This is a genomic window from Escherichia sp. E3659 (assembly GCF_005781135.1).
In the GTDB taxonomy this organism is placed as follows: Bacteria; Pseudomonadota; Gammaproteobacteria; order Enterobacterales; family Enterobacteriaceae; genus Escherichia.
Genome location: NZ_VATQ01000006.1, coordinates 329,365 through 350,766, shown reverse-complemented (window position 1 = coordinate 350,766; position 21,402 = coordinate 329,365). Strand labels below are relative to the sequence as shown.

General features: G+C 47.1%; 22 protein-coding genes and 2 pseudogenes. 15 read left to right on the top strand and 9 right to left on the bottom strand.

Translation table 11 applies throughout. The annotated features are described in order from the left end of the window. From FEK47_RS07065 to ttcA, 6 genes are all read left to right on the top strand, one after another. Positions 1–1,053 carry a RecT family recombinase gene (locus FEK47_RS07065; RefSeq protein ID WP_001004422.1) on the top strand — a complete coding sequence of 351 codons (1,053 nt, stop codon included), beginning with the start codon at positions 1–3 and terminating at the stop codon, positions 1,051–1,053. A 63-nt stretch (positions 1,054–1,116) separates the two neighbouring features. Next, positions 1,117–1,311: a type I toxin-antitoxin system endodeoxyribonuclease toxin RalR gene (ralR, locus tag FEK47_RS07060; RefSeq protein WP_021500490.1), complete on the top strand. Its 195-nt coding sequence runs from the start codon at positions 1,117–1,119 to the stop codon at positions 1,309–1,311. Next, positions 1,304–1,492: a DUF1187 family protein gene (locus FEK47_RS07055; RefSeq protein WP_135486171.1), complete on the top strand. Its 189-nt coding sequence runs from the start codon at positions 1,304–1,306 to the stop codon at positions 1,490–1,492. The genes ralR and FEK47_RS07055 overlap by 8 nt, the downstream gene beginning before the upstream one ends. A gap of 99 nt (positions 1,493–1,591) precedes the next feature. Continuing rightward, complete coding sequence (gene xisR / locus FEK47_RS07050; protein ID WP_000079604.1) at positions 1,592–1,807, top strand: excisionase XisR; 216 nt, start codon at positions 1,592–1,594, stop codon at positions 1,805–1,807. A 1-nt stretch (position 1,808) separates the two neighbouring features. After that, on the top strand, positions 1,809–3,044 hold the full coding sequence (locus tag FEK47_RS07045; protein ID WP_138183148.1) for a site-specific integrase: 1,236 nt from the start codon (positions 1,809–1,811) through the stop codon (positions 3,042–3,044). 51 nt (positions 3,045–3,095) lie between these two features. After that, positions 3,096–4,031 carry a tRNA 2-thiocytidine(32) synthetase TtcA gene (gene ttcA / locus FEK47_RS07040; protein WP_135486172.1) on the top strand — a complete coding sequence of 312 codons (936 nt, stop codon included), beginning with the start codon at positions 3,096–3,098 and terminating at the stop codon, positions 4,029–4,031. A gap of 126 nt (positions 4,032–4,157) precedes the next feature. On the opposite strand, the gene dbpA is transcribed toward ttcA, so the two are convergent. From dbpA to zntB, 3 genes are all read right to left on the bottom strand, one after another. Then, on the bottom strand, positions 4,158–5,531 hold the full coding sequence (dbpA, locus tag FEK47_RS07035) for an ATP-dependent RNA helicase DbpA (RefSeq protein ID WP_135486173.1): 1,374 nt from the start codon (positions 5,529–5,531) through the stop codon (positions 4,158–4,160). 29 nt (positions 5,532–5,560) lie between these two features. Next, entirely contained in the window at positions 5,561–5,734 is a 174-nt protein-coding gene (ynaL, locus tag FEK47_RS25655; protein WP_276319618.1) for a protein YnaL, read from the bottom strand. Positions 5,735–6,008: 274 nt separating this feature from the next. Beyond that, entirely contained in the window at positions 6,009–6,992 is a 984-nt protein-coding gene (gene zntB, locus FEK47_RS07030; RefSeq protein ID WP_130208765.1) for a zinc transporter ZntB, read from the bottom strand. A 256-nt stretch (positions 6,993–7,248) separates the two neighbouring features. On the opposite strand from zntB, the gene FEK47_RS07025 reads away from it, so the two are divergent. Further along, the gene (locus FEK47_RS07025; RefSeq protein ID WP_130216110.1) at positions 7,249–8,481 is read left to right on the top strand and encodes a sensor domain-containing diguanylate cyclase; all 1,233 of its coding nucleotides are present in this window, start codon (positions 7,249–7,251) and stop codon (positions 8,479–8,481) included. Between the two features lie 30 nt (positions 8,482–8,511). Here FEK47_RS07025 and smrA read toward each other — a convergent pair whose 3' ends face one another. Beyond that, the gene (gene smrA / locus FEK47_RS07020) at positions 8,512–9,075 is read right to left on the bottom strand and encodes a DNA endonuclease SmrA (protein WP_130208769.1); all 564 of its coding nucleotides are present in this window, start codon (positions 9,073–9,075) and stop codon (positions 8,512–8,514) included. Positions 9,076–9,346: 271 nt separating this feature from the next. Here smrA and FEK47_RS25735 point away from each other — a divergent pair. The 5 genes and pseudogenes from FEK47_RS25735 to uspE all read left to right on the top strand — a co-directional run. Further along, positions 9,347–9,451: pseudogene (locus tag FEK47_RS25735) on the top strand (AraC family transcriptional regulator); the annotation flags it as partial. Between the two features lie 274 nt (positions 9,452–9,725). Then, positions 9,726–9,856: pseudogene (locus tag FEK47_RS25080) on the top strand (AbgT family transporter); the annotation flags it as partial. A gap of 27 nt (positions 9,857–9,883) precedes the next feature. Next, on the top strand, positions 9,884–10,399 hold the full coding sequence (gene ogt / locus FEK47_RS07015) for a methylated-DNA--[protein]-cysteine S-methyltransferase (RefSeq protein ID WP_135486337.1): 516 nt from the start codon (positions 9,884–9,886) through the stop codon (positions 10,397–10,399). 194 nt (positions 10,400–10,593) lie between these two features. Then, on the top strand, positions 10,594–11,346 hold the full coding sequence (fnr, locus tag FEK47_RS07010) for a fumarate/nitrate reduction transcriptional regulator Fnr (protein WP_000611911.1): 753 nt from the start codon (positions 10,594–10,596) through the stop codon (positions 11,344–11,346). A 150-nt stretch (positions 11,347–11,496) separates the two neighbouring features. Continuing rightward, entirely contained in the window at positions 11,497–12,447 is a 951-nt protein-coding gene (uspE, locus tag FEK47_RS07005; protein WP_130208771.1) for a universal stress protein UspE, read from the top strand. 49 nt (positions 12,448–12,496) lie between these two features. Here uspE and FEK47_RS07000 read toward each other — a convergent pair whose 3' ends face one another. Then, complete coding sequence (locus FEK47_RS07000) at positions 12,497–12,754, bottom strand: DUF2534 family protein (protein ID WP_130222728.1); 258 nt, start codon at positions 12,752–12,754, stop codon at positions 12,497–12,499. A gap of 243 nt (positions 12,755–12,997) precedes the next feature. Here FEK47_RS07000 and ynaI point away from each other — a divergent pair, with 243 nt between their 5' ends. Beyond that, a complete protein-coding gene (gene ynaI / locus FEK47_RS06995) occupies positions 12,998–14,029 on the top strand; it encodes a low conductance mechanosensitive channel YnaI (RefSeq protein WP_135486174.1) in 1,032 nt (343 codons plus the stop codon). A 57-nt stretch (positions 14,030–14,086) separates the two neighbouring features. Here the strand turns inward: ynaI and FEK47_RS06990 are convergent, their stop codons facing one another. The 3 genes from FEK47_RS06990 to mppA form a co-directional block, all read right to left on the bottom strand. Next, the gene (locus FEK47_RS06990; RefSeq protein ID WP_135486175.1) at positions 14,087–16,012 is read right to left on the bottom strand and encodes a GH25 family lysozyme; all 1,926 of its coding nucleotides are present in this window, start codon (positions 16,010–16,012) and stop codon (positions 14,087–14,089) included. Positions 16,013–16,015: 3 nt separating this feature from the next. Then, entirely contained in the window at positions 16,016–17,002 is a 987-nt protein-coding gene (locus FEK47_RS06985; protein WP_135486176.1) for a GH25 family lysozyme, read from the bottom strand. A 280-nt stretch (positions 17,003–17,282) separates the two neighbouring features. Continuing rightward, positions 17,283–18,896, bottom strand: a complete 1,614-nt coding sequence (mppA, locus tag FEK47_RS06980; protein ID WP_130222734.1) for a murein tripeptide ABC transporter substrate-binding protein MppA — start codon at positions 18,894–18,896, stop codon at positions 17,283–17,285. Positions 18,897–19,078: 182 nt separating this feature from the next. Here mppA and mpaA point away from each other — a divergent pair, with 182 nt between their 5' ends. Then, on the top strand, positions 19,079–19,807 hold the full coding sequence (mpaA, locus tag FEK47_RS06975; protein ID WP_064527321.1) for a murein tripeptide amidase MpaA: 729 nt from the start codon (positions 19,079–19,081) through the stop codon (positions 19,805–19,807). Here the strand turns inward: mpaA and ycjG are convergent. Continuing rightward, on the bottom strand, positions 19,782–20,747 hold the full coding sequence (gene ycjG, locus FEK47_RS06970; RefSeq protein WP_130216096.1) for an L-Ala-D/L-Glu epimerase: 966 nt from the start codon (positions 20,745–20,747) through the stop codon (positions 19,782–19,784). The two genes, mpaA and ycjG, sit on opposite strands and share 26 nt — an antisense overlap. A 118-nt stretch (positions 20,748–20,865) precedes the next feature. On the opposite strand from ycjG, the gene tpx reads away from it, so the two are divergent. Continuing rightward, positions 20,866–21,372, top strand: coding sequence for a thiol peroxidase (gene tpx, locus FEK47_RS06965; protein WP_135486177.1), 507 nt, complete (start codon positions 20,866–20,868; stop codon positions 21,370–21,372). Positions 21,373–21,402 lie beyond the last annotated feature (30 nt).

Sequence of the window (21,402 nt, the reverse complement as noted above, 5' to 3'; positions counted from 1 at the left end):
ATGAACGAATTAACTCAACAAGAAAATATTAACTCTAATGTTGCGGTTTTCAGCCCTCAGTCCCTGGCTGCAATTCAGACATTTTCCCAGGTAATGGCTTCCGGCATGGCTACTGTACCGGAACACCTCCGGGGAAATCCATCAGACTGCATGGCCATCACCATGCAGGCGATGCAGTGGCAAATGAACCCTTACGCAGTAGCTCAGAAAACTTTCGTTGTGAATGGTGTGCTCGGATATGAAGCGCAACTGGTTAATGCCGTAATCAGTACTCGTGGGCCGCTAACCGGGCGTATTGAATATGACTGGTTCGGGCCGTGGGAAAAAATTATCGGGAAATTTGAAATCAGGAAGAGCGACAAAGGGAAAGAATATCGTGTACCTGGCTGGAAGCTGGCCGATGAAAACGGGATCGGTGTTCGTGTCCAGGCAACACTACGCGGCGAAAGTAAACCACGCGTACTGGAATTACTTCTGGCGCAGGCCAGAACACGTAACTCAACGCTATGGGCCGACGATCCTCGCCAGCAGCTTGCCTATCTGGCGCTGAAACGCTGGGCGCGCCTTTATTGCCCCGAAGTGATTCTTGGAGTGTACACCAGGGACGAACTGGACGAGCCACAGGAAAAAATCATTAATCCGGTTCAGGAACATAAAAACACTTCCGCTTGCCGCGCGGAACGTGAAACAACAATTATTGAGCAGGATGCCGGGGAAAACTGGATCGATGCTTTCCGTGAACGTATTGAGCAGGCACAAAGCACCGGGGAAACAACAGCACTTCGCCAGGAAGTGGAAGATCATAAAAATACACTTGGCGCTCTCTATACGGAACTTAAAGGAAAAGTGGTTCAGCGTCATCACCGTCTCAATGCTATTGCCCGTATCGAGAAGATGATAAATGACCTACCTTCTTCAGGTGATCCAGAAGCAGAACAAAAATTTACTGCTCTGGAAAATACGCTGAATGCTGCCCGGCCACATCTGGGTGAATTATATGAGGCGTATAAAACGACACTGACAGATATGAAACCAGAATATATCGGCTCCTGATATTGACTTTGGCGGTGTAGCCTCACCGCCATCACAAAATTTTATTTTATGAGAGAAAAGACAATGCGGTATGAAAAAGTCAAACCATGCCCTTTTTGTGGTTGTCCATCAGTAACGGTGAAAGCCATTTCAGGATATTACCGCGCGAAGTGTAACGGATGCGAATCCCGAACCGGCTATGGTGGAAGTGAAAAAGAAGCACTCGAACGATGGAATAAACGAACCACTGGAAATAATAATGGAGGTGTTCATGTATAAAATTACCGCCACTATTGAAAAGGAAGGTGGCACTCCTACTAACTGGACAAGGTACTCAAAAACAAAATTAACCAAATCAGAATGCGAAAAAATGCTCTCAGGTAAAAAAGAAGCAGGCGTTTCCAGAGAGCAGAAAGTAAAACTGATAAATTTTAATTGCGAGAAAATTCAGTCCTCGTGAGTTGCATTGTATTCAAATTAAAACTTCATAGCTGATTATTAATAATCAACATCGGGCGTCAATTTCGGTCTAACATTGGCGCCTGCCAGAGGTGATGCGATGGCACAAGTAATCTTTAATGAAGAGTGGATGGTTGAATACGGCCTGATGCTTCGCACTGGTCTGGGGGCCAGACAAATTGAAGCATACCGCCAGAACTGTTGGGTGGAAGGCTTCCACTTCAAACGAGTATCTCCTTTAGGGAAGCCAGACAGTAAGCGAGGGATTATCTGGTACAACTATCCAAAGATAAATCAGTTTATCAAAGACTCATGATATGTCTAAATTACCAACAGGTGTCGAGATTCGAGGTAAATACATTCGCATCTGGTTCATGTTTCGAGGAAAACGATGTCGGGAAACATTGAAAGGCTGGGAGGTTACTAACAGTAACATTAAAAAGGCCGGGAATTTAAGAGCATTGATAGTTCATGAAATCAACTCCGGTGAATTTGAGTATTTAAGACGTTTTCCCCAGTCCAGCACTGGGGCAAAAATGGTGACAACGAGGGTCATAAAAACGTTCGGGGAGCTTTGTGATATCTGGACAAAAATTAAAGAGACAGAGTTAACAACAAACACAATGAAGAAAACGAAATCACAATTAAAAACACTCAGGATAATAATTTGTGAGAGTACACATATATCACATATTCGTTATAGCGATATCTTAAACTACCGGAATGAACTGCTGCATGGAGAAACGCTTTACCTGGATAATCCAAGATCCAACAAAAAAGGAAGAACCGTGCGCACAGTTGATAACTATATCGCCCTGCTCTGTTCGTTGTTACGTTTTGCGTATCAGTCGGGATTTATATCAACCAAACCATTTGAAGGAGTAAAAAAATTACAGCGAAACAGAATAAAGCCTGATCCGTTATCTAAAACAGAATTCAATGCATTAATGGAAAGTGAAAAAGGACAGAGCCAGAACTTGTGGAAATTTGCCGTTTACTCCGGGCTTCGTCACGGGGAACTGGCTGCTCTGGCGTGGGAGGATGTGGATTTCGAGAAGGGAATTGTGAATGTCAGAAGAAACCTGACGATACTTGATATGTTCGGTCCCCCAAAAACAAATGCGGGGATCCGGACGGTAACACTACTACAGCCTGCTCTTGAAGCACTGAAGGAGCAATACAAACTGACCGGGCATCATCGCAAAAGCGAAATCACTTTTTATCATCGGGAGTACGGCAGAACCGAAAAGCAAAAACTGCATTTTGTTTTCATGCCCAGGATGTGTAACGGAAAACAGAAACCTTATTACTCGGTAAGCAGTTTGGGTGCGAGATGGAATGCAGCTGTAAAACGTGCTGGTATTCGCCGCCGTAATCCGTACCATACGCGACATACTTTTGCCTGCTGGCTGTTGACGGCAGGAGCGAACCCGGCATTTATAGCCAGCCAGATGGGGCATGAAACTGCGCAGATGGTGTATGAAATTTACGGTATGTGGATTGATGACATGAACGACGAACAGGTAGCTATGTTGAATGCGCGGTTATCGTAGTTGCAAAGTTTGCCCCCAATTTGCCCCATTTAGTACCAGAGAACTGAAATAATGCAAGAAAATCAAAAGAATACGAAGAAAGAGATATACAATCTCAACAAATTACAAAAACGTCTGCGTCGTAACGTGGGCGAAGCCATTGCTGACTTCAATATGATTGAAGATGGCGACCGCATTATGGTTTGCCTCTCCGGGGGCAAAGACAGCTATACCATGCTGGAGATCCTGCGTAATTTGCAGCAAAGCGCGCCAATCAATTTCTCGCTGGTTGCCGTTAACCTCGACCAGAAACAGCCAGGTTTCCCGGAACACGTCCTGCCGGAGTATCTCGATAAGCTGGGCGTTGAGTATAAGATTGTTGAAGAGAATACTTACGGGATCGTAAAAGAGAAAATCCCTGAAGGAAAAACTACCTGCTCGCTCTGCTCTCGTCTGCGTCGCGGTATCCTTTATCGCACCGCAACAGAACTGGGAGCCACGAAAATCGCACTGGGTCACCACCGCGACGATATCCTGCAAACGCTGTTCTTAAATATGTTCTACGGTGGCAAGATGAAGGGGATGCCACCGAAACTGATGAGCGATGATGGCAAACATATCGTGATTCGTCCGCTGGCCTACTGCCGCGAAAAAGACATTCAGCGTTTTGCCGATGCGAAAGCGTTCCCGATTATTCCATGTAACCTGTGCGGTTCACAGCCTAACCTGCAACGTCAGGTGATTGCCGATATGCTCCGCGACTGGGATAAGCGTTATCCGGGACGTATCGAGACCATGTTCAGCGCGATGCAAAATGTGGTGCCGTCTCATCTGTGCGATACCAGTCTTTTCGATTTCAAAGGCATTACCCACGGTTCAGAAGTGGTTAACGGCGGTGATCTGGCGTTTGATCGCGAAGAGCTCCCACTACAACCGGCGGGCTGGCAGCCTGAAGAAGACGAAAATCAGCTGGATGAACTGCGCCTGAATGTGGTTGAAGTGAAATAATCAGAATAGCGCCCGATACGCAAGCTTATCGGGCTACTCATGTAGGCCGGATAAGACGCGGCCAGCGTCGCATCCGGCAATGCCGAAGAAGATGTTTATCCTTGCATCAGGCAATTCAACATTTCGTTATTTTAACAGCCGTACCCGGCAAGTTTTTCCTTTAATCTTGCCGCCCTGTAACTGCTTCCATGTCTTATGAGCAACAGCCTGTCGCACTGCGACATAGACATGCGCTGGGTGCACGGTGATTTTGCCAATATCCGCACCATCAAGCCCGATATCTCCTGTCAGCGCGCCTAATACATCACCCGGACGCATTTTGGCTTTTTTCCCGCCATCGATACACAACGTTGCCATTTCGGCCTCCAGCGACACAATGTCCCTGCTGGCTGGTAACGTTTGCCAGTTAAGTTTCATCTGCAACATGTCGGCAATGATATTGGCGCGCTGTGCTTCTTCTGGCGCACAGAAACTGATTGCCAGACCGCTATTCCCGGCACGCGCCGTACGCCCGATACGATGCACATGAACTTCAGGATCCCACGCCAGCTCAAAGTTCACCACCAGCTCAAGCGATTTAATATCCAGACCACGCGCAGCGACATCGGTCGCTACCAGCACACGAGCGCTACCGTTGGCAAAACGAACCAACGTCTGGTCGCGATCGCGCTGTTCCAGATCGCCATGTAATGACAATGCACTTTGCCCTACTTCATTCAGTGCGTCACACACAGCCTGGCAATCTTTTTTGGTGTTACAAAACACCACACAAGACGCTGGCTGATGCAAACTTAATAACCGTTGCAACAACGGAATTTTGCCCTTGCTGGATGTCTCATAAAATTGTTGTTCAACAGGCGGCAGAGCATCTGTTGTGTCTATTTCAATCGCCAGGGGATCTCGTTGTACACGACCGCTAATCGCGGCGATCGCTTCCGGCCAGGTGGCAGAGAAGAGAAGCGTCTGGCGAGAAGCTGGCACAAAACCGATGACTTCATCAATTGCGTCGCTAAACCCCATATCCAGCATACGGTCGGCTTCATCCATGACCAACGTATTCAACGCATCTAACGAAACAGTGCCTTTTTGCAGGTGATCCAGCAAACGCCCCGGCGTTGCCACGATGATATGCGGCGCGTGTTGCAGTGAGTCGCGCTGAATGCCAAACGGCTGACCGCCGCATAAGGTCAAGATCTTGGTATTTGGTAGAAAACGCGCCAGCCGACGTAACTCCCCTGCGACTTGATCCGCCAGTTCACGAGTCGGACACAGCACTAAAGCCTGAGTCTGAAACAGCGACGCATCAATTTGCTGTAACAACCCGAGGCCAAATGCCGCGGTTTTTCCGCTGCCGGTTTTCGCCTGCACGCGAACATCTCTTCCAGCAAGGATCGCCGGAAGTGCGGCGGCCTGCACCGGTGTCATGGTTAAGTAACCCAACTCATTAAGGTTAGTGAGCTGGGCGGGAGGCAAAACGTTCAGGGTAGAAAAAGCGGTCACAATCTATTCTCGTGGTCATCAGCGCAAAGTTAGCAGGCGCGTATCCTCGCAGATCTACGCTCACGTTGCGACAATTTAATCGGTTCTTCATCGGGCGGCGGGTCGGGCATAGGTTGTGGACGAGGGATTGGATCGGGGACTGGGACGGGATCGCCAGGAATCGGTTCAGGGACAGGAATTTGCAAATAAATGAGTGTCATCATATTTCCCTTTGGTCATTGGGTAGACTCTTAAAGGGTAGACGTTGACAGATAACAGACAAAAAAAAGCCGACTTATCTAAGTCGGCGTCGTACGAATCAATTGTGCTATGCAGTAATTCAAAAAAGGAAGTAAGACAATATGGAGCGCAACGCCCATCGCTTGACGTTGCATTCACCTGCGTGAAAGATATTGCCCTGAATGGGTAGAGAGTTTATTGACCTCGCTCAAACTTTACGGCGTTTTTGTATACAGGAACCAGGGGAAATTGCTTTTGTTACAACCATTTACTACGATGCAACCATAAAGCAACACCACCAATAAGAACAACTAACAGAATACAAAAAAGCGAAAAACCAAATTGCCATCCTCCACCTGGAATACCGCCGAGGTTAACGCCAAATAGCCCGGTTAAAAATGTACTGGGTAAAAAGACCATTGCCATCAATGACATTGTGTAAGTACGGCGGGCTAAATTTTCCTGCATCACTTGGGCGATTTCGTCCGCCATCACGCCAGTTCTCGCAATGCACGCGTCAATCTCATCCAGACCGCGCCCAAGACGGTCAGCAATATCCTGCATTCTGCGCCGTTGATCGTCATTCATCCAGGGCAGGCGCTCACTGGCAAGGCGAGCATAAACATCTCGCTGCGGCGCCATATAGCGACGCATAACAATGAGTTGTTTTCGTAGTAGTGCCAGGAAACCGCGCGGCGGAATTTGTTGATCAAGTAAATTATCTTCCAGGTCGATAATTTTATCGTGCAGTTGCTCTATAAACTCATTGGAGTGATCGGTTAATGCATCACACACATCCACCAGCCAGCCTCCGCAATCAGTCGGGCCGGTCCCCTCTTCCAGATCGCTAACTACATCGTCTAACGCCAGTACTTTACGTTGTCGGGTCGAGACAATGAACCGACCGTCCATATAAACACGCATGGCGACCAGCTGGTCGGGACGTTCATCAGTACTGCCATTAATACAGCGCAACGTAATCAACGTCCCTTCACCAAGACGGCTGACTCTGGGTCGCGTGCTTTCCCCTGCCAGCGCGTCACGCACGTTATTTGGGAGCAATGGTGTCGTTGCCAGCCACTGCGCGCTGTCATGGTGCACATAATTAAGGTGGAGCCAGCAGGGATGCTCTTCATCTATCTCATCTGTATTTTCCAGCGGTTTAACGCCGCCTTTACCATCCAACATCCAGGCAAATACTGCATCCGGTACATTTATGTCCGCTCCCTTAATCGTTTCCACAGTGCCTCCATTATCAATGCTTTATTTTGTAGTCTAGTCTTCTGGTCATCTTACGCAACATCTCCTCACCCCATTACCCTGAAATGATTAATAAAATCCTGTCAAAACTAAATACAGAAAGCAAAATACTTTTCATGATTAGAAAAGGGGTAAAGTGTTAAATAGCGTCTATCATTATCAGAATTATCTGATCATTTGTGGTGGCATTTTTGCGATCAGATAACAATAGAAAATTGATAAAAATAACGGGATTTCAATGACTACGCACAACTTCAATACCCTGGACTTATTAACCAGTCCTGTCTGGATCGTTTCCCCCTTCGAGGAACGGTTAATTTATGCCAATAGCGCTGCGCAACTGTTGATGCAAGAACTCACTTTTAGTCAGCTACGAACCGGCCTCTATTCCGTCTCCTCCCAAAACGAACTACCAAAATATCTCGTAGACCTGCATAACCAACTCGATATTGTAGAAATCCTCACGGTCAAGCGTAATGGTGAAGAGACAGCGCTAAGCTGTCGGTTAACCCTCAAAGAGATTAGTGATACTGGGGAAGTGATCATATTTGAAGGGATGGAGACACCCGCAAGTCTGGGCTTAAAAGCCAGCCGATCTGCAAATTATCAGCGTAAAAAACAAGGGTTTTATGCGCGTTTTTTTCTGACTAATTCCGCGCCAATGCTGTTGATAGATCCCTCGCGTGATGGCCAAATTGTCGACGCCAATGTGGCCGCACTCAATTTCTATGGCTATAACCATGAAACAATCTGTCAGAAACACACCTGGGAAATTAATATTCTTGGGCGTCGCGTGATGCCTGTCATGCATGAAATTTCGCGTTTACCCGGCGGACATAAACCTCTTAACTTTGTCCATAAGCTGGCAGATGGTTCCACTCGCCATGTGCAAACTTATGCCGGGCCAATTGAGATTTATGGCGACAAGTTAATGTTATGCATCGTGCATGACATTACCGAGCAAAAAAGGCTGGAACAACAACTGGAACACGCGGCTCACCATGACGCGTTGACGGGGTTACTTAACCGCCGACAATTTTATCACATCACCGAGCAAGGCCAGATGCAGCATCTCGCAATCGCTCAGGATTACAGTTTGCTGCTTATCGACACCGATCGTTTTAAGCATATTAATGACCTGTACGGTCACCAGAAAGGTGATGAAGTTTTATGCACTCTGGCTCGTACGCTCGAAAGCTGCGCTCGCAAAGGCGATATGGTGTTTCGATGGGGAGGTGAAGAGTTCGTCTTGTTATTACCCAGAACTCCGCTGGATACCGCAATTTCTCTCGCTGAAACTATCCGATTGAGCGTGGCAAAAGTGAGTATTTCTGGCTTACCGCGTTTTACGGTCAGCATTGGCGTGGCGCATCACGAAGGCAATGAAGGCATCGATGAACTGTTTAAACGCGTAGATGATGCGTTGTATCGGGCGAAAAATGACGGACGCAACCGCGTACTGGCGGCTTGATTTTTTCAATAGCGCGGAAGCGTCAATGAATTATCGACTGCGTTTAGCGTGACGCTCCCAGTTTTCTTGTTTCGCCTGCGCTGTTTTACGCAGTGCAACGTAACACGCCCCGCTGCCGCCATGATGCGGTAGCGCGGTGCAATAAGCCTGTACATCATCAAACTCTGTCAGCCAACGTGCGACATAACTACGGACAATGTTGGCGTGAGACTTATCTTCTCTGCCTTTGCCGTGAATAATAAGTACATTACGCAAACCATCCGCCCGCGCCTGATGAATAAAACTAAACACCATTTTGCGGCACTCTTCCACCGACTGGCGAAGTAAATTCAGGCTAGCCTGTTGCGGATATTTGCCGCTGCGTAGCTTATCGATCACCCCATGTTGCAAACCTTCCCGACGAAATTCCAGGGGCTGATTTAGCGGGATGATGTCGAGAAATCCTGTGGTGAGGAAATTATCAAGTTGCAGCGTGTCTATACGCTGTGGCGCGCGTTGGTTACGCACAGGATGCCAGTGGACATCAGTAGCGCGTTTCAGTGGTTGGACATCTTCCATGGCGTCAAGAAACAGCGATTTGTCGTCAAGGTTCATGTAACCTCCTATGTACCTTCGCACGTCGTGATCCAGACGAGTTAATTGTTCATATATCTGATGCTTGCTGCATCGTTCACTTCGCAAGTTGAAGCAACATCTTGCCCCATACAGGCTAGTGTCTCCGCAGGCGGGGCATTTTATACCAGCCTGGTTGCAGTATCGAACAGTTTAGGCCGGGAGTGAGCCTGCACAGGCCCTAATTAAGGCGATTTGTCCATCAAGCAACCAATATATGATGAAGGTAATTTGTTGCACTTCGCCTGAAATATACTTAAGCAAATCATTCTGCAATATGTTTAAACGCCGCACAGGTTAATCACCCGCTAAATTCACCAGTCGATTAACGATGCATGATTATTCAATCACGAGATGAACGTTTTAACTTATATTTTCGTGAAATCTGTCACTGAAGAAAATTGGCAACTGATGGGCAAAACCGTTATAACACTGTCACCGGCTGACAGGAAGCAGGCCGGATTCAAGACGCGGATGCACTGCTGTGTGTACTGTAGAGTCTGGCGGATGTCGACAGACTCTATTTTTTTATTCATTTGTCTGCATTGCAGAAAACCACATTCTCGCTGGTGTCGGGAGAAGTTACGAAGCGGCAGACACATTTAGCCCGGAAATCCACTTCAGCGCTATCGTTCAAACCGGAAACTAATCCAGGTACCTACTATTCATTAGTCGTACCGTACCCTCTTATCTTCTTGTGGTATGGCTGCTAATGTTGCTTGCGTGGTATCTTGTCGGTCTGCTGATTTGTCCGGGGGTGTTTACCCATATTTATCTTAAGAGAGAACGGATGCTGAGATTACTTGAAGAAAAAATTGCCACGCCACTGGGTCCTCTGTGGGTTATTTGCGATGAACAATTTCGTCTGCGGGCGGTTGAGTGGGAAGAGTATAGCGATCGCATGGTGCAATTGCTGGACATCCATTATCGCAAAGAAGGTTATGAGCGTATTTCCGCCAGCAATCCCGGCGGGTTAAGCGATAAACTTCGTGATTATTTTGCCGGTAATCTAAGCATTATTGATTCCCTACCCACTGCCACCGGCGGTACGCCATTTCAACGGGAAGTATGGAAAACGCTACGCACTATCCCATGTGGACAGGTAATGCATTACGGTCAACTGGCAGAACAACTAGGCCGCCCAGGGGCCGCGCGTGCCGTCGGCGCAGCCAACGGTGCAAACCCAATCAGTATTGTGGTGCCTTGTCACAGGGTCATTGGCCGAAACGGCACGATGACAGGATATGCAGGCGGAGTGCAGCGAAAAGAGTGGCTATTGCGCCATGAAGGTTATCTTTTACTGTAAACATTAAGCAATTTGTGCCTGCGTGTTCACAGTTTTACGTAAAGTTATCCTTAACAATCTAAGGTTTTTCAATTAGATAGACATAAATTTACATCTATTATCGGAATTCTCCGCTGTTAAGGTTTGCTTAGACTTACTTGCTCCCTAAAAAGATGTTAAAATTGACAAATATCAATTACGGCTTGAGCAGACCTATGATCCCGGAAAAGCGAATTATACGGCGCATTCAGTCTGGCGGTTGTGCTATCCATTGCCAGGATTGCAGCATCAGTCAGCTTTGCATCCCGTTCACACTCAACGAACATGAGCTTGATCAGCTTGATAATATCATTGAGCGAAAGAAGCCTATTCAGAAAGGCCAGACGCTGTTTAAGGCTGGTGATGAACTTAAATCGCTTTATGCCATCCGCTCCGGTACGATTAAAAGTTATACCATTACAGAGCAAGGCGACGAGCAAATCACTGGCTTTCATTTAGCAGGCGATCTGGTGGGTTTCGATGCCATAGGCAGCGGTCATCATCCAAGCTTCGCCCAGGCGCTGGAAACCTCGATGGTGTGTGAAATTCCGTTCGAAACGCTGGACGATCTGTCCGGTAAAATGCCAAATTTGCGCCAACAGATGATGCGTCTGATGAGCGGCGAAATTAAAGGCGATCAGGACATGATCCTGCTGTTGTCGAAGAAAAATGCCGAAGAACGTCTGGCTGCATTTATCTATAATCTGTCCCGTCGTTTTGCCCAACGCGGCTTCTCCCCTCGTGAATTCCGCCTGACGATGACTCGTGGCGATATCGGTAACTATCTGGGCCTGACGGTAGAAACCATCAGCCGTCTGCTGGGACGCTTCCAGAAAAGCGGCATGCTGGCAGTCAAAGGTAAATATATCACCATCGAAAATAACGATGCGCTGGCCCAACTAGCCGGTCATACACGCAACGTCGCCTGATTTTTCCGCATAACTCACTATCCTTCTGTCATATCATTAAATTTTTCTCATTTATTGATCTGGCAGAAGGTTCATCACTGTTTCATTCACCAGATCCAGGTTACTCTTTTAATACAAACTGCATTGACAGTTGTTGTAAGGAGACTCTGTATGGCTATGTATCAGAACATGCTTGTTGTTATCGATCCTAATCAGGACGATCAACCCGCATTACGGCGAGCTGTTTATTTGCATCAACGGATTGGTGGCAAAATTAAAGCCTTTTTGCCTATTTATGACTTCTCATACGAGATGACTACCCTACTCTCCCCGGACGAGCGGACCGCCATGCGTCAGGGCGTCATTAGTCAGCGTACTGCGTGGATCCACGAGCAGGCGAAATATTATCTTAACGCTGGCGTTCCCATTGAAATTAAAGTGGTCTGGCATAACCGTCCTTTCGAAGCCATCATTCAGGAAGTACTTAGCGGTGGGCATGATCTGGTGCTAAAAATGGCGCACCAACATGACCGCCTGGAAGCGGTGATTTTTACTCCAACAGACTGGCACCTGTTACGCAAATGCCCGAGCCCGGTGTGGATGGTGAAAGACCAACCGTGGCCGGAAGGGGGTAAGGCACTGGTGGCGGTGAATCTCGCCAGCGAAGAGCCGTATCATAATGCGCTCAATGAAAAACTGGTGAAAGAGACAATCGAACTGGCGGACCAGGTCAACCACACCGAGGTACATCTGGTTGGTGCTTATCCAGTAACCCCCATCAATATTGCGATTGAACTGCCGGAATTTGATCCAAGCGTTTATAACGATGCTATTCGCGGGCAACATTTACTGGCGATGAAAGCCCTGCGGCAGAAATTCAGCATTGACGAGAAAATGACGCATGTCGAAAAAGGTCTACCGGAAGAAGTGATTCCCGATTTAGCGGAGCATTTACAGGCAGGAATTGTGGTTCTGGGAACCGTAGGACGCACTGGTATTTCTGCGGCATTCCTTGGCAATACGGCGGAACAAGTGATTGATCATCTTCGCTGCGACCTGCTGGTGATTAAACCAGACCAATACCAGACACCTGTCGAACTGGATGACGAAGACGACGATTAATCGTTCGTCACTTGCTTTCAAGGCCCGAAGTTACGGGCCTTTCTTTTACTTACTTCTCATCTCCGCCGAGGAAATAAATACCCAGCGGGATTGCCAGTAACACGGTAAAGACCAGACTATAGACAAAAATCATCGATGACTGAATCACATACATTGATGTCGTCCATTCGGACAGCGGGATATTGTATTGTTCAATAACACCACCGATAGTCGCGCGAGTCACTACCGACGCCGCAATAATGAAAACCGCCAACAAACCTATGAGAAACTTTCTCCCCTTCGCTGACTTCAGTTTCGCCATGATCATAATGTAATCCTTTTGCAGATAAACCCTTTGTTACTTGTGTGTAATAATACCATAACATTTTGGTGTTGTCTGCTCTGAAAGCAATAGATTGTCGCGTAACATATCATCAACTCGTTGATAAATTAGCTAATGTTGCTACTTCCTTCCCTGTCTATTGATGATATGCATGAATTATCGCGATAAAATAACCCCGCCAGGGGTTTCCGGCATGACGTCAACAATCTGGAGGAGCCTGATAAAACAATGATCGCTGAACTGTTTACAAATAATGCGCTTAATCTGGTCATTATTTTCGGTAGCTGCGCAGCATTGATTCTTATGAGCTTTTGGTTTCGCCGTGGAAATCATAAAAGAAAAGGATTCTTATTCCACGCAGTGCAATTTTTAATCTACACCATAATTATCAGTGCTGTTGGTAGCATCATTAATTATGTCATCGAAAACTACAAACTCAAATTTATCACACCGGACGCCGTTGATTTTATCTGTACGTCCCTGATAGCGCTTATCCTGACGGTTAAGTTATTCCTTCTAATCAATCAGTTTGAAAAACAGCAGATTAAAAAAGGCCGCGATATTACCAGTGCACGGATTATGTCGCGGATCATCAAAATCAGCATCATCGTCGTCATTGTTCTGCTCTATGGCGAACATTTCGGCATGAGCCTTTCTGGCTTGCTGACTTTTGGTGGAATTGGTGGTCTTGCAGTGGGTATGGCCGGTAAGGATATTCTGAGCAACTTCTTTTCCGGCATTATGCTCTATTTTGATCGCCCCTTTAGTATTGGCGACTGGATCCGTTCTCCTGACAGAAATATCGAAGGAACGGTGGCAGAAATTGGCTGGCGAATGACTAAAATCACCACATTTGATAATCGTCCGCTGTACGTGCCGAACTCACTGTTTTCGTCTATCAGCGTTGAAAATCCCGGTCGAATGACCAACCGTCGTATTACTACGACCATTGGTTTACGTTATGAAGATGCGGCTAAAGTGGGCGCTATTGTCGAAGCGGTACGCGAAATGCTTAAAAATCATCCCGCCATCGACCAGCAGCAAACCCTATTGGTTTATTTCAACCAGTTTGCCGATTCGTCGCTAAATATTATGGTTTATTGTTTTACCAAAACCACGGTTTGGGCCGAATGGCTTGCCGCCCAGCAGGACGTATATTTGAAAATTATCGATATTGTACAGTCACATGGCGCGGATTTTGCTTTCCCCAGCCAGACGTTGTATATGGAGAATAACACACTACCAGAACAGGTGAAGTAATAACCTGCAGAAACTGGATGGCGATATGCTTATTCGCCATCCAGTCTTATTTATTATTCAATTAACAGCAGCCAGCGCGACATTATTCTCGCCAGCTTTAAACTGAACATATTGTTCCTCAGTACCAAAGAAAACTTCAGACTCCGTGCTGTGACCGATCCCCGGCACCGTTTCATTCCCTGAATATTGCCAAAGCGTCCAGGGATTGCGTCCTTCAAGCTTCACACCAGCTTGTCCCCAATACCCCATCCACACCATATACTGCTCGAATCGGCTATCCATAAAATGTGACAGATTATTATGATTTCCATAAAATATGGGCGTTTTATGATAATTTTGGTAGATTAAATCGGCAAAACGCAAAATATCATTACGTGCATTAGCCATTCCCGATTTTTTAAAGCAGTTTAGTTGAATTGTATCTTCACCTTCAGGATTTACCAATAAAATGCCGGGCGGTAACATTTTCGGCTCTGCGGGCAGGAGACTTTTTGCTGTTTCCAATTGCGCCTCAGGTGTGCGACAAAAATCAAATTTGAAATAACCTCCACGGTCAAATTTGGAATCAGCTAATTGTTTCCAGTGAGACTTAAATGATGAATCTGGACCTCTCCAGCCAACCACTCTCGCATACACAAAACGCGCAGACGATTTTTCCTGGAATAATCTCCAGTCTATTTCACCATCGTTAGAAGAAATATCATGCCCGTGAATCGGGTAAATTTCCGGCGTTTTAAAAATACGAATGTCAGGACGGTTGGGAATTGCACTTACGGGGCCATAAGGAATCTCAATCGATTTATTATCTTTTTCCTGATTATCTGCGGGGACAGGGGCTGACTTATCAATCGAAAATGAGGCCACATCAATATTCGTAAACTCCCCTGCTTTACCCGCAGCCAGCTGAGTCTTATTATCCAGACGGCTTGCCGCAGGTTCATTGATGAAGAAGAATCCCCCTGGACCCGCTGGCATTTCTGTTGCACCTATCCAGGCATCGCTTAAATGTAATCCCTTACCTTGTTCATCCAGTTTTTCATTAATATCTGAATATTGATCGTTAACATAGATAAATAAACTTAACGTTCTGGTTATTCCTGCGTAGTATTCCTTTTTTCCATCTACCTTTACCATATACGACTTACCAAAACGTTCATCGGCAACGCCATTCGTTACTCCTTTGATAATTGTATCGAAAAAGACACTACCGCGCTTTGCCTCCAGTGAGTAAACCTCTGTTTTATCATCACCGGCAGCTATTGCATAGGCACCAGGATTACTGTACGAGTTAGAATTACCCGCGCCGATAGTCATGCCATACAAGCCAGAACCAAAGCAAGCATTGACTAAGGTCAGAACATGGAAATAACGCTTTGCCAGAATATTAAGTTGTGTGTTCAGAGCTGGCATTTCATACATGCCTTTTGAACCATCAATATCCGTAGCGTTGCTCAATACAAATGCAGGTGCTTTATCAGAATTACCATTTTGAGTGCCAAAACGACCATGGCCTGAATAAGCAATTAACAAGCGAGCTTTCTTATCAAACATCGTCCCTCTGGCAGGTAAATATTCCTTTAAAAAATAATTAATATTATCTAATGAAGCTTCCTGATCTCTCAGTAAAATAACCTCATCAAACTTCTGTCCGTTGATCAGAAAATCAGCCATTCTTTGGCCATCCACCGCGGCTGCCGGAATATCTGCGTGTAATAGTGGATATTTTGAAATTGCAATAATCAACCCGATGGAGCGCGTTTTCGCTGCATCCTGATCGGGTATTTTTAACGCATCACTGATCCGGATATCCAGTTTCCCTGGGTTCTCTGGCCCATAGTGGACAAAAAAATGACAATATTCATCAGGGACCATTGCGCCATTTTTGCAAATGTCATCTGCGCGGACATCAGTCATTCCCAGTGATATTCCTGCAATTAACGGCCCCAGGACCGTTTTACATAAATTTGGCCATCGCCTGTTCATGATTTAAAACTCCTGCACACCCAGAGTGGAATAAAACTCAGCGGTTGGGCCCTTGTATATACTGGCATCGAATTTCTGACTTGATCCCAAATTAAGCTGCGCAGCATCGGTAAACTGCCAGATTGCCCATTTTGTCTGGTTAATTGAACGCGGCGTTTCGCTGGCCTGTGCCTGATTAGAATAATCAGCCAGCCACAGATTATGTTCTGCAACCTGGGCAAAACTTTTTTCTCCGCCGACGGCATCTTTCCACCACGCCCGCGCAGTGTAGATAACCGGTTTACGCCCTAAATCGGCTTCTACCTGCGCGGTGAATGCCTTGATCATCGTGATTATTTCAGTGGGTTTACGCTTCTGCCAGCGGTCCTTACCTGTTGATGAATCTACATCCCACTCAACATCCACCGCCGGTGGCATATCTGTCGCCCTTAACCCGCCATTGGCTTTAATAACTTTAACAAACGTCATTGCCTGCTTGCGTCCCCACAATTCCGCGTCGTCTGCCGGTGTGCCACTGGAAAGAAAGTGGTAGGCCCCACGGTGAAGTTTTACCCCTCGCTCAGTATCCCCAGCCCGCTGCCAAAAACCGGCGAATTCAGGATCAACATAACGCGTTCCTTGACTGGACTTCATATACAAGAACACAGACTTATTTTTTGCCAACAGTTCGATCGGGAAGTTTTTACCGTTATGATGACTGATATCCACACCAAATAAAGAACTGGGTCGTGGTTGATTCAATACCGAATCGTAAGCAACATCAGCCGGAAATTTAAAATATTTTTTTACCGCAAAGGAATCAAACTCTTTATCACGAGAAGGATCCGATTCCAGTATTTTTACAAACAATTCTTGTCGTGAGAGATCATTCGTTAAGTTTTCCAGCCCCAACGACGTGGCATCGGGCAGTGATTCTGCGGCCAGACTTAAAGAAGGATAATGAAGGAGTAATAACGAGATAACTAAAGGAATAGCTAAGGATTTTTTCATTTTACCACCCCATTTTAGCTGTGTGTCTGTTTGCGAATGAAAATTTTCACAAGGAACGCAATACGTCTTGCGTTGTAAAGAAAAGTAAAGCACAGCATATATTGGGAGTATGTAATACACCTTTTAAATAAAATATTTGATTATTATTTATGCTGGACATTGGCAGAAAAATTCAAATAATTGTCTTGGGTGTGATTTTTATAGGGGGATTTTAAAAAAAGAAGGTATTTTATCGGGGTTGTTAAATCTGGCGCGCATAAACGCGCCAGATGACATCATATTAATGCTTCACAATATACATTGTGCGGCTATAGGCCACATCTTCCGGGTTATTAATTGGATAACCTTTCAACCACGGTTTGATTAATCGCCCATTGGTATACTGGTAAATCGGTGCAATAGGCGCTTGTTCTATGAGAATTTTCTCTGCCGCGTTGTAATCAGCATTGCGCGCTTTAACGGTATTTTCAGTCGATGCCTGGGCCAGCACTTTATCGTATGCCGGATTATTAAAACGTGAAATATTTCCAGAGTGCGTTGACGTTAACAGCGTCAGGAAGGTAGACGGTTCATTATAGTCCCCAACCCATGATGCGCGGATAACGTCAAAATTACCGGTGTTACGGCTATCGATATAGGTTTTCCATTCCTGATTTTGCAATTTGACGTCCACACCAAGATTCTTTTTCCACATCGATGCTACGGCAATCGCAATTTTCTGATGGTTTTCTGAAGTGTTATACAAAAGCGTCAGCTTCAGCGGTTTTTGCGGACCATAACCGGCTGCGCTCAACAAAGTTTTTGCCTGCGCATTCAGTTCTTCCTGACTCATTTGTTCAAACGGCGAAGGCTCCGGCGTAAATCCGGCAGTAACATCAGGCGTAAAATGCCATGCTGGTTTTTCACCGGTGCCTAATACTTTTTCCGTCATCAGGCGGCGGTCAATCGTCATACTTAATGCCAAACGAACGCGTTGATCTGCTGTCGGCCCTTTTTGCGTATTGAAGGCATAATAATAAGTCCCCAACTGCGGCGGTGTATAAACCTGCCCAGGAATATCCTTCAACAGCTTTTGGTACATATTTTTCGGGAAGGATTCAGTGATATCAATATCACCTGCAAGATAACGTTTCGTGGCAGCGGACTCCTGGTTAATCGGCAGGAAAGTCACTTTTTGCAGTACCGTTTTTGCGTTATCCCAATAATGGGTATTCGGTACAACCACCAGCTTTTCATTCACCACGCGTTCTTTAAGCACATATGCGCCGTTGCCGATAAGTTTCCCTGGTTTTGTCCAATCTTTACCGCTTTCAACGTTGGCTTTTTGCACCGGGAAGAAGGCAAAGTTGGCCGTCAAATTAACAAACCACGGCAATGGCTTATCAAGCTGGATTTTCAGGGTATGGGCATCAACGGCAGTGACGCCAAGTTGGTCAGGCGTGGCTTTACCATCAATAATCGCCTGAGCATTGTTTACCCCCGCCAGCGCGGCAAACCAGGCAAATGGGGACAACGTTTTCGGGTCTACCAGACGTTGCCAGCTATAGACAAAATCCTGCGCTGTAACCGGTGTGCCATCTGCCCATTTAGCATCATCGCGCAGGGTAAAGGTCCAGATACGGTTGTCATTACTTTTCCACCGGGTGGCGACGCCGGGGACAATCTCCCCTTTTTCATTCTGATTCACGAGTCCTTCAAACAAATCGCGAATCACCTGAATCTCCGGCAAACCAACCGCTTTCGCGGGATCCAATGATGCAGGCTCATCCTTAATATGACGCACCAGCTCCTGCTTGTCTGCCAGTACTGTGCCGCTCGGAACATCAGCAGCATACGAAAGAGAAATGCTGCTGACTAACAGCGCACAACAAGTTACTGAAACAGAGTGCTTCATAAGTTACCCTCAAACCGACGTTAATATTGATGCGTAATTATTTGTTTCTCCTTGAAGAAATGCAAATAACTTCCGGCAAAAAAGTGATAAAAGATCGATAACATATCGTTGTCGAAAAGGATTTGATAATCCACAAAATTTGCACAACACTGCCTGTAATACTTCTATTGTCAGAGACGATTATGACCGTGACTCGCCCACGCGCCGAACGGGGCGCATTTCCGCCCGGAACTGAACATTACGGACGTTCATTATTGGGTGCGCCGCTGCTCTGGTTTCCCGCCCATGCCGCCAGTAGCGAAAGTGGTTTGATTCTTGCTGGTACCCACGGCGATGAGAATTCTTCCGTCGTCGCCCTCTCCTGCGCATTACGCACATTAACACCGTCTCTGCGCCGCCATCATGTTGTGCTCTGTGTGAATCCTGACGGCTGCCAGTTAGGGTTACGGGCCAATGCTAATGGTGTGGATTTAAACCGAAACTTTCCCGCGGCGAACTGGAAGGAAGGAGAAACGGTTTATCGCTGGAACAGCGCCGCCGAAGAGCGCGACGTTGTTTTGCTGACCGGAGATAAACCAGGCTCTGAACCTGAAACCCAGGCGTTATGCCAGCTCATTCATCGCATTCAACCCGCCTGGGTCGTCTCGTTCCACGATCCTCTGGCCTGTATTGAAGATCCCAGACACAGTGAATTAGGTGAATGGCTGGCCCAGGCGTTTGAATTGCCGCTAGTAACCAGCGTCGGCTACGACACCCCCGGTTCCTTTGGCAGTTGGTGTGCAGACCTGAACTTACACTGTATCACTGCTGAGTTTCCCCCCATCTCCGCCGATGAGGCCAGCGAAAAATATCTTTTTGCGATGGCGAATTTACTGCGCTGGCATCCTAAAGATGCAATTCGCCGGTCGTAAACTGGAGAGCTGGTTCCACATCCACCGCCAGCCAGGTCGGCCCGTCGAGATCGGCGAAGCTGACCTGCGGCGCCAGCGGTAATGCCGCGCTAATGGCGCGTGAGGTGCATAACATGCAGCCCAACATCAGGCTGAAACCTTGTGCACGCGCTTCTGTTGCCAGCGCCAACGCTTCCGTCAGGCCGCCGGTTTTATCAAGCTTGATATTAACCATCTCATAGCGCCCTTTCAGCGCCTTCAGGTTGCTACGGGTATGACAACTTTCATCTGCGCAAATGGGCAATGGATGAATAAAATTCTCCAGCGCCGCATCGTCCTGAGCCGGCAGCGGTTGCTCCAGCATTGCGACGCCTAAATCGGCGAGCAACTGGCATCGCGCCGCCAGTCCTTCCGCGCGCCAGGATTCATTAGCATCAACAATTAACGTCGCATCCGGCACTGCCGCGCGAATCGCCACCATCCGCTCGCTGATAAGATGATTATCCAACTTCACTTTTAGCAGCTTAGCCCCAGCCTGCCATAATGCTGCGGCACTGCCTGCCATCTGATCCGGCGTACCGATCACTACGGTCTGCGCAGTGGTGATCGTTTCAGGAAGAGAGATACCGGTAAATACAGCCAGCGTCTGCTGCTGTTGTCTTGCGGCCAGATCCCACAGCGCACAATCCAGCGCATTACGCGCCGCACCGGCAGGCAGAACTTTTTGCAACTCTGCGCGCGTCAGCCCTTTTTCCAGTTGTGGGACCACGCTCATTATTTGCGCCATAACTGAGGCATCACTTTCGCCATAGCGCGGATAAGGCGTACATTCGCCCGTACCTTTGACGCCATCTTCTTCCAGTTCAACCACCACCACGCGCGCTTCACTGCGGCTTCCCCGCGCAATAACAAACGGGGTATGTAACGGCCAGGCTTCCTCAAATACCTTAACGGTTCTCATCTTTACTCCTTGTTGCCGCGGTGGTCTGCGGATTAAGCGCAAATAGCGATTGCTGTGTTATTGACAGTTAGCATAAACTAGGCGTGACGTTAACTATATGTAAACAGGAAAGATAATCATGTCACAAATCGTTCATTTCCAGGGCAACCCGGTTACAGTCGCCAATTCCATCCCGCAAGCGGGTAGCAAAGCGCAGACTTTTACTCTCGTGGCAAAAGATCTGTCTGACGTCACCCTCGGTCAGTTTGCAGGTAAACGCAAAGTGCTGAACATTTTCCCGAGCATTGATACCGGTGTTTGCGCCGCATCAGTACGTAAGTTTAACCAACTGGCAACCGAAATCGACAACACGGTTGTGCTGTGCATCTCCGCCGATCTGCCGTTTGCCCAGTCTCGTTTCTGCGGCGCGGAAGGTCTGAACAACGTTATCACTCTCTCCACTTTCCGTAACGCTGAATTCCTGCAAGTTTACGGCGTTGAGATCGCTGAAGGTCCACTGAAAGGTCTGGCGGCACGTGCGGTTGTCGTAATTGATGAAAATGATAATGTGATTTTCAGCCAGCTGGTAAATGAAATCACCACCGAGCCGGATTACGAAGCAGCTCTCTCGGTACTGAAAGCGTAAATTATTATGCCTGATGGTATTGCGCCATCA